The organism is Kocuria sp. NPDC057446 (assembly GCF_042802875.1).
In the GTDB taxonomy this organism is placed as follows: Bacteria; Actinomycetota; Actinomycetes; order Actinomycetales; family Micrococcaceae; genus Kocuria.
In genome coordinates, this window is sequence record NZ_JBHVDI010000179.1 from 1 (window position 1) to 6,827 (window position 6,827).

The 6,827-nt window shown below is 74.1% G+C and carries 7 protein-coding genes; 1 reads left to right on the forward strand and 6 read right to left on the reverse strand.

Annotation, left to right across the window (positions count from 1 at the left end; genetic code table 11):
* Nucleotides 1–46: 46 nt before the first annotated feature.
* A complete protein-coding gene (locus tag ACFU0Y_RS16075) occupies nucleotides 47–1,546 on the reverse strand; it encodes an FAD-dependent oxidoreductase (RefSeq protein ID WP_380215621.1) in 1,500 nt (499 codons plus the stop codon).
* Nucleotides 1,547–1,688: 142 nt separating this feature from the next.
* Between ACFU0Y_RS16075 and ACFU0Y_RS16080 the strand changes: the two genes are divergently transcribed.
* Nucleotides 1,689–2,756, forward strand: coding sequence for a spore photoproduct lyase family protein (locus ACFU0Y_RS16080; RefSeq protein ID WP_380215623.1), 1,068 nt, complete (start codon nucleotides 1,689–1,691; stop codon nucleotides 2,754–2,756).
* Between the two features lie 42 nt (nucleotides 2,757–2,798).
* Here the strand turns inward: ACFU0Y_RS16080 and ACFU0Y_RS16085 are convergent, their stop codons facing one another.
* The 5 genes from ACFU0Y_RS16085 to ACFU0Y_RS16105 form a co-directional block, all read right to left on the reverse strand.
* Nucleotides 2,799–3,149 carry a cupin gene (locus ACFU0Y_RS16085; RefSeq protein WP_380215625.1) on the reverse strand — a complete coding sequence of 117 codons (351 nt, stop codon included), beginning with the start codon at nucleotides 3,147–3,149 and terminating at the stop codon, nucleotides 2,799–2,801.
* Nucleotides 3,150–3,182: 33 nt separating this feature from the next.
* The gene (locus ACFU0Y_RS16090) at nucleotides 3,183–3,710 is read right to left on the reverse strand and encodes a methylated-DNA--[protein]-cysteine S-methyltransferase (protein WP_380215627.1); all 528 of its coding nucleotides are present in this window, start codon (nucleotides 3,708–3,710) and stop codon (nucleotides 3,183–3,185) included.
* Nucleotides 3,711–3,719: 9 nt separating this feature from the next.
* Nucleotides 3,720–4,448 carry a hypothetical protein gene (locus ACFU0Y_RS16095; RefSeq protein ID WP_380215629.1) on the reverse strand — a complete coding sequence of 243 codons (729 nt, stop codon included), beginning with the start codon at nucleotides 4,446–4,448 and terminating at the stop codon, nucleotides 3,720–3,722.
* Between the two features lie 172 nt (nucleotides 4,449–4,620).
* Entirely contained in the window at nucleotides 4,621–4,872 is a 252-nt protein-coding gene (locus tag ACFU0Y_RS16100) for a DUF3253 domain-containing protein (RefSeq protein WP_380215631.1), read from the reverse strand.
* Nucleotides 4,873–4,974: 102 nt separating this feature from the next.
* Nucleotides 4,975–6,714, reverse strand: a complete 1,740-nt coding sequence (locus tag ACFU0Y_RS16105) for a DUF222 domain-containing protein (RefSeq protein WP_380215633.1) — start codon at nucleotides 6,712–6,714, stop codon at nucleotides 4,975–4,977.
* Nucleotides 6,715–6,827 lie beyond the last annotated feature (113 nt).

Sequence of the window (6,827 nt, forward strand, 5' to 3'; positions counted from 1 at the left end):
GCCCCCACCTCTCCCGGTGGGGGCCGTCGTCGTGCCCGGGGACGGATCAGTCGTCGATCGGCGAGAGGTCCCTGACCGCAGGCCCCTCGAGCAGGGCGCCGTCGGCGGCGAACCGGGAGCCGTGCAGGGGGCAGTCCCACGAGCGCTCGGCGTCGTTCCAGCGCAGCACGCCGCCGAGGTGGGTGCAGACGCCCGAGACCTTGCACGTGGTGCCGTCCACGGTGGACACGGCCACCGGTCGGCCGCGCTCGCGCCCGACGACGCCCTGCCCCTCGGCGGGCGCCCCGCCGGGCAGCTCCTGGAGCTCGGCCTTGAGCCAGTCCTTGGGCGCGTTGAGGCCCACGCCCGCGTTGACCCGCAGGGCCGTGAGGATGTCCGACGGCGAGGTCACGCGCCGGCCCAGCGTCTCGGCCCACGGCACGCTGCCACCGGTGATCTCGGCGTGCAGCGCGATCGCGGCGGCAACGGCGTTGCTCATCCCCCACTTGTTGTACCCGGTGGCGAGGTAGATGTTCCCGCCGCCGCGGGGCAGGGCGCCGATGAAGGGGATCAGGTTGACCGACTGGTAGTCCTGCGCCGCCCACGCGTGGGTGCGCTCGGCGCCGGGGAACCAGCGCTGCGTCCAGGACTCGAGGTCGTCCACGGCGGCCTGCGGGGAGGCGGAGCGTCCCACCACGTGGTCGTTGCCGCCCACCAGGAGCAGCTCCTCCCCGTCGACCGGCACGGTGCGCAGCGTGCGGCCGGGGCTGTCCGCGGTGATGTACATCCCCTGCGGGATGGACCCCGGTGCCCCCGGGACCCGGTAGGTCAGCGCGTAGGAGCGGTTCGGGGAGAGCTTCGCGAAGTACCCGCCGCGGTCCAGGACCGGGGTGCCCGTGGCGAGCACGAGCCGGTCGGCGTGCACCGGCCCCTGCGAGGTCCGCACCGTGAGGGGCGAGCGGACGCCGGCCCCGGTGATCCGGACGCCCTCCACCAGCGTGCCGCCGCGCTCCTTGAGCTCGGCGACGAGGGCGCCGAGCACCTCCATGGGGTGGAACTGGACCTGGTCCGGCATCGTGATGGCGCCGGAGACCTTGTAGGGGAGGCCGGTGTCGCGGGTCCAGTTCATGGGCAGACCGGCGATGCGGGCGGCCTCGAGCTCCTTGCGCAGGCTCGCGGCGCCCTTCGACGTCGTGGCGTAGGTGTAGGCGTCGCGGCGCTGGAACGGGACGCCGCGCTCCTCGAGGAACCGGACCAGCCACTCCATGCCCTCGCGGTTGCCGTCCACGTAGGCGCGCAGCACCTTGTCCGTCTGGTGCCGGTGGATCTGGGAGAGCGTGGTGCCCTGCAGCAGGGACAGCTTCGCCGTCGTGTTGCCCGTGGTGACGGCCCCCACGGAACGGGCCTCCAGCACGGCCACCCGCTGGCCCGCCCTCGCCAGCAGCACCGCGGTGGTCAGCCCGGTCAGCCCGGCACCCGCGACGACGGTGTCGTAGTGCGCCTCCGGGACGAACGGGTCCGACGCCGTGGACGGCACCTCGTACGTGTCGAGCCATACGGATTTCATGGAGGAGCTCCCTCGTGATCGGACGGTCGGTGCGGTCGGACCGTGATGCCATCCTGTCGGCCGACAGGTGGGAAGTCCACTGTCCACCTCCGGGGAAACCCCTGCGAACGGGCTGTCGGAGGCGGTTCCTAGACTCGTCCCCATGCCCCCGGAACCGTCCATGGTCGACATCACCCGCATCTACTACGAGCCGGCCGCCGCCGACCTGCCCCGGGGGCGTGAGGTCCTCGAGCGCTGGCCGGACGCCACCCTGGTGGAGGTGCCGAGCCACTGGCAGATCCCGGAGCTGCACGGGGACGAGACCAACGCGCGGCGGTGGGTGCGGATCAAGCGCGAGGCCCTGGTCCTGGGGATCAAGAAGTCGCTGGCGGCACGGCCCAACGGCCGGTCGGCGGACTTCATCGCGCCGTCCACGGCCAACGGGTGCGCCATGGCGTGCGCCTACTGCTACGTGCCGCGCCGGAAGGGCTACAGCAACCCCGTGACGGTCTTCGCCAACATCGAGCAGATCACCGGCTACCTGGACCGGCACATCGGCCGGCAGGGCACCAAGCCGGATTCCAACCAGTGCGATCCGCACGCGTGGGTCTACGACCTCGGGGAGAACAGCGACTGCTCGGTGGACGCGCTGCTCAGCGACAACGTGCAGGACCTCGTGGACCTGTTCCGCCGCCACCCCACGGCCAAGGCGTCCTTCGCCACCAAGTACGTCAACCGGGAGCTGCTGGACTGGGACCCGCAGGGACGGACCCGGGTGCGGTTCTCGCTGATGCCGGCCCACCTGGCCAAGCTGACGGACATCCGGACCACGCCGGTGCCGGAGCGGATCGCCGCCATCGACGACTTCGTGGCCGCCGGGTACGAGGTGCACGTGAACTTCTCACCGGTGATCGTCACGGACACGTGGCTGGCGGACTGGGCCGAGCTCTTCGAGCAGCTCGACGCCGGGCTGAGCGCGGCGGCCAAGGACCAGCTGGCCGCGGAGGTCATCTTCCTGACCCACAACGCCCAGCTCCACGAGGTCAACACGCAGTGGCACCCCAAGGCCGAGGAGGTGCTGTGGCGCCCGGACCTCCAGGAGACCAAACGCTCCCAGAACGGTGCCTTGAACGTGCGGTACCGGTTCCGGGACAAGCAGCGGTACCTGGAGCAGTTCCTGGACCTGCTGCACGAGAAGCTGCCGTACTGCGACGTCCGCTACGCCTTCTGAGGCCGGGATGCCGCGAGCACGGCCCGGATCGCAGCGGCCGGCTCAGGCCACCCGGGGGTCGTAGCCGTCGGTGGGCCGGGAGACCGTGGTCAACAGGAACACCGAGTCCTCCAGCGCCTCCACCGAGTGGCGGGAGTCGGTCAGGGACAGCAGCTCCCCGGCGGTGAGCTCCTCGGCCAGCTGACCGCGCTTGAGCACCCGGACCCGGCCGAGCAGCAGCTGCAGCGTGGCGGCGGGCGGGGAGACGTGCTCGGCGAGCTCCTTGCCGGCGCACAGCGCCATCACCGTCTGCCGCAGCACGCCGTCGTGCACGACCAGCTCCGCGCTGCGCCCGGCGTCGGAGGCACGCGCCCTCGTGAGGTTGGCGGCGGCGAGGTCGTCGAGGCGGGTCATGGGTCCTCCTGGTGGCGCGTCAGCGGTGGGGTCTCAGAGCAGCGTGCCCTCGAGGCGCAGCAGGTACTCCTTGCGCTCCATGCCGCCGGCGTAGCCGGTGAGCCGCCCGTCGGCCCCGATGATCCGGTGGCACGGGACCAGCAGGCTGACGGGGTTGCGGCCGTTGGCGGCGCCCACCGCCTGCGCGGCCCGGGGCGCCCCGACGGCGCGGGCCACCTGTCCGTAGGTGCCGGTCGTGCCGTACGGGATCTGCGCGAGGGCGTTCCACACGCGCACCTGGAACGGCGTCCCGTGGAGGACCACGTCGGCGTCGAACTCCTGCAGCCGTCCGGCGAAGTACTCGCCGAGCTGGTCGCGGACGTGCGGGAGGAGGCTGTCGTCGCGCGCCCCGAACGCGGCGGGGACGGGCCCCTGACGCGCGTCCTCGACGGAGAGCGCCACGAGCGCTCCTGCCTCCTCGACGAGCGCGAGCGGGCCGATGGGCGACTCCACGAGGGCGTGACGGCGAACGGTCGCAGTGGTGGCTGCGGTGGTGGGTGCCGGGCTCAGTCTCAGTCCCATGGACCGATTCTATGCCCGGGGCGGCTGCCCGCGCGGGGTCCGGGCCAGGGTGTACGACGGCTCCCGCAACCGGTAGGTCCATTCGTAGTTCTCGGCGCCCGTGGGGACGTTGAGCAGGGGGTCGAAGCGTTCGTCCTCGCCGAACGGCGCCCCGGGGCCGAGCTCCACGGTCCCGAAGCGCTGCCACGGGCCGAGGGGCGAGGCCCAGTGCAGACCGAGCACCCACGGCTCGGCGGCGACCGACGCCCGGAAGAGGTCCGGGCGGGCCGGCAGCCGCTCCGCCCGGGGACCGGGGTGCGCGGCGACCAGCACGGGGCCGTTGAGACCGCGGTAGGGCATGAAGGAGGCGAACGCGCTGTCCGGGACGTGCCGGTGGAAGGTCGGGACGAAGCGGGAGAGCCGCCCGCTGCCGGCGGTCGCGAGGAGGAGGTCGGCCCGGCCGTGGCTGCGGCCCTCCATCTGCCCGGAGGGCGGCACAGGGCAGCGCAGGGCGAGGCCCAGGATGTCGGGCCATCCCTGCGGGAAGCCGGCCGAGCGGGAGAACCGGGCCCGCACGGGGTCCTCACCGGGCTCGTCGATCCAGCGGATGCCGCTGGTGCCGCCGCCCGTCCTGGTCAGGAGGCCTTCGAGCCCGACGCCCTCCGAGTGGATGGGCCGCTGGGGCCGGAACAGCCCGAGCAGGGCGAACGGCGCGCGGGCGGCGGACCCGAGGAGGGCGCTGATGGGTGCGGCGGTCATACCCCCACGCTACCCGGGGACCCGCGCGCGGATCAGCGGGCCGGGACACGGATCAGCGGCGTGCGACACGGAGCAGCAAGGTGGGACACGGATCAGCGGCGTGCGACACGGAGCAGCAAGGTGGGACACGGATCAGCGGCGTGGGTCACGCATCAGCAGACTGGGACACGCATCAGTGGAGCCGGACACGGATCGGTCCTCGGGCCGTCCGGCCGTCGACCACGTGACCCTGCTGGGTGATGTCGACCAGTCCGTCGTCGGCCATCCGGTACGCCTCCTGCCGCACGTCCTCCATCAGGTCCCGCCAGCCGTCGGGGGACAGGGCGCGGGCGGCCTCGGAGGGACAGACGGTCTTCGCGGGGCCGCGGCGCCGGACCAGCTCGAGCAGCACCGCGCGCAGCTCTGCGGGCGAAGGGGTGGTCACGGTCAGCTCCTCTCCGGGCGGATCCGGTCGCCGTTGGGGACGGGGGCGGGCGATCGCCGCCGGACCCGGTTCACGGCCGGTCGGGCGCCTGCTGCCAGGATGTCAGAACGGCGGCGGGTCCGCGGCCGGTCCGGGTCGGGGCCCGGAGTGCGGAACGCACCGCGGGACACCGTGCGGCGCCGGCGCCGGGCCGGGGCCGGACGAGGGCGTCGAGCTGAGGTTGGGCGAGGATGTCAGGCCGGGGCCCGGTGCGGGTGTCAGGCCGGACCTCGGAGTGGGGGACGACACCGGGGACGGCGTGGGGCCCGGCACCACGTACGGCGCACCCTCCGGATCATGGTCGTGGTGCTCCTGCGGCCACGTCCGATGGACCTGGCCTGCAGGGGAGGTCCACTCCAGCACGCCGAGGTCCAGCCGCCCGGAGGCCAGGTGCTGCACGTGCCATCGGCCCAGCGGGCCGTCCCGGTGCTTGAGCCGGTGGTGGTGCCGGCACAGGTGGGCGAGGTTGTCCGCGGCGGTCCGGCCGCCGTCCGCCCAGGCGATCGTGTGATCGAGGTCGCAGCGCGACGCCCGGCGCCGGCAGCCCGGGAAGCGGCACGTGCCGTCACGGGCGCGCAGGCGGTGCTTGAGGTCCGCGGGCACGGCGTAGGTGCTGCGGTCGCGGTCCAGGACGGTGCCGGTGACCGGATGGGTGAGGATCCGCGACCAGGACGGTGCGCGCGCCGCGATCCGCTCCGCCAGCCCGACCGGGATGGGCCCGTAGCCCTCCAGCTCCGCGCAGCGGGAGGTGTGCGGCACACCCTCGACGGGACCGGGGATCCCCTCCCCCGCGTGCTGGAGGAGGGCGAGGACGGGCACGGTGACCGTCACGTGACCGCGGATGCCGCGCAGGTGGTCGGGCAGGTCGGACGGCTCGCCGTCGAGCAGGAGGTCCGCCAGCACGTCGGCGCGCAGCTGGGGCGGTGTCCGGTGCCCGGGACTCCCGGCGGTGACATCGGACGGCCCGCCGTGGGTCGTCATCGGGGCCGGCGCCGTCCCTGCGGCCCGCGCGGGAGGCACCTCGACCGGGAGCTCGGGGTCCGCGCGCTCGGCGAGTGCGTCGATCCGATCCTGGATCGCGTGCGCGGTGGCCGCGTCCAGGAGGGCGCACAGCTGCGCCATGCCGTCCTCCCGGGGCTCGACCCACACGCACCGGTCCCGCAGCGCCAGCCGGTGGCGCCGCTCCTCGGTCTCGCGCAGCAGTCCGGCGCGGCGCCGGCGCGCGAGGGCGCGCAGCTGGGCCACGGTGCTGTCCGGCGCCCGGAGGAGGAGCTCGTCGACGATCCTCTGCACGCTCTCGACCGGCGCCCGCAGCTGCGGCACGTGGCCGTCGGCGTCCCACACGAGCTCACGCCACAGCTCGACGAGCACACCCGCCTGCCGGAGTCCCACCAGACCCTGTCCGAGCGCCCGGAGGACCTCCGGCAGGTCCTCCGCGAGCAGCACGGCGTCCTCGACCCGGCGCAGCGCGGTGCCCGCAGGGAGCCGGAGTGCCGGGCCGATCTCGTCGGCCACGTCCCGCAGCGTCTGCTCCTCGGGCTCGAGGGAGTGCGGGCCCAGCCGGTCCGCCCCGGGGCGCAGCCACAGCGCCTCGACCATCCAGCGCTGCTCCCGGGCCTCCTCCTGCAGACGCCAGAGCCGGTGGAGCAACCGGTACTGCCGCCCCGCGGCCCGGGCCTCCGCGCGGGACTCCTCGATCAGGGCCCGCACGCCCTCGGAGAACTCCTCGCCGATCCGGTCCAGGTCCGTCTCCTCCCGGAGGGCGTCCTCCAGGCTTCGCGGCGGAACGGCGGTGGTGGCCATGATCCATGGTCCCAGCCGGCTCCGACGGGCTAAGGCGTGACGGGGGCCACCGTCACCGGTCCGCCGTGGGGGGCCCCCCCGGGGCCGCGGGGCCCGGGCGGGGCCCCGCGGCG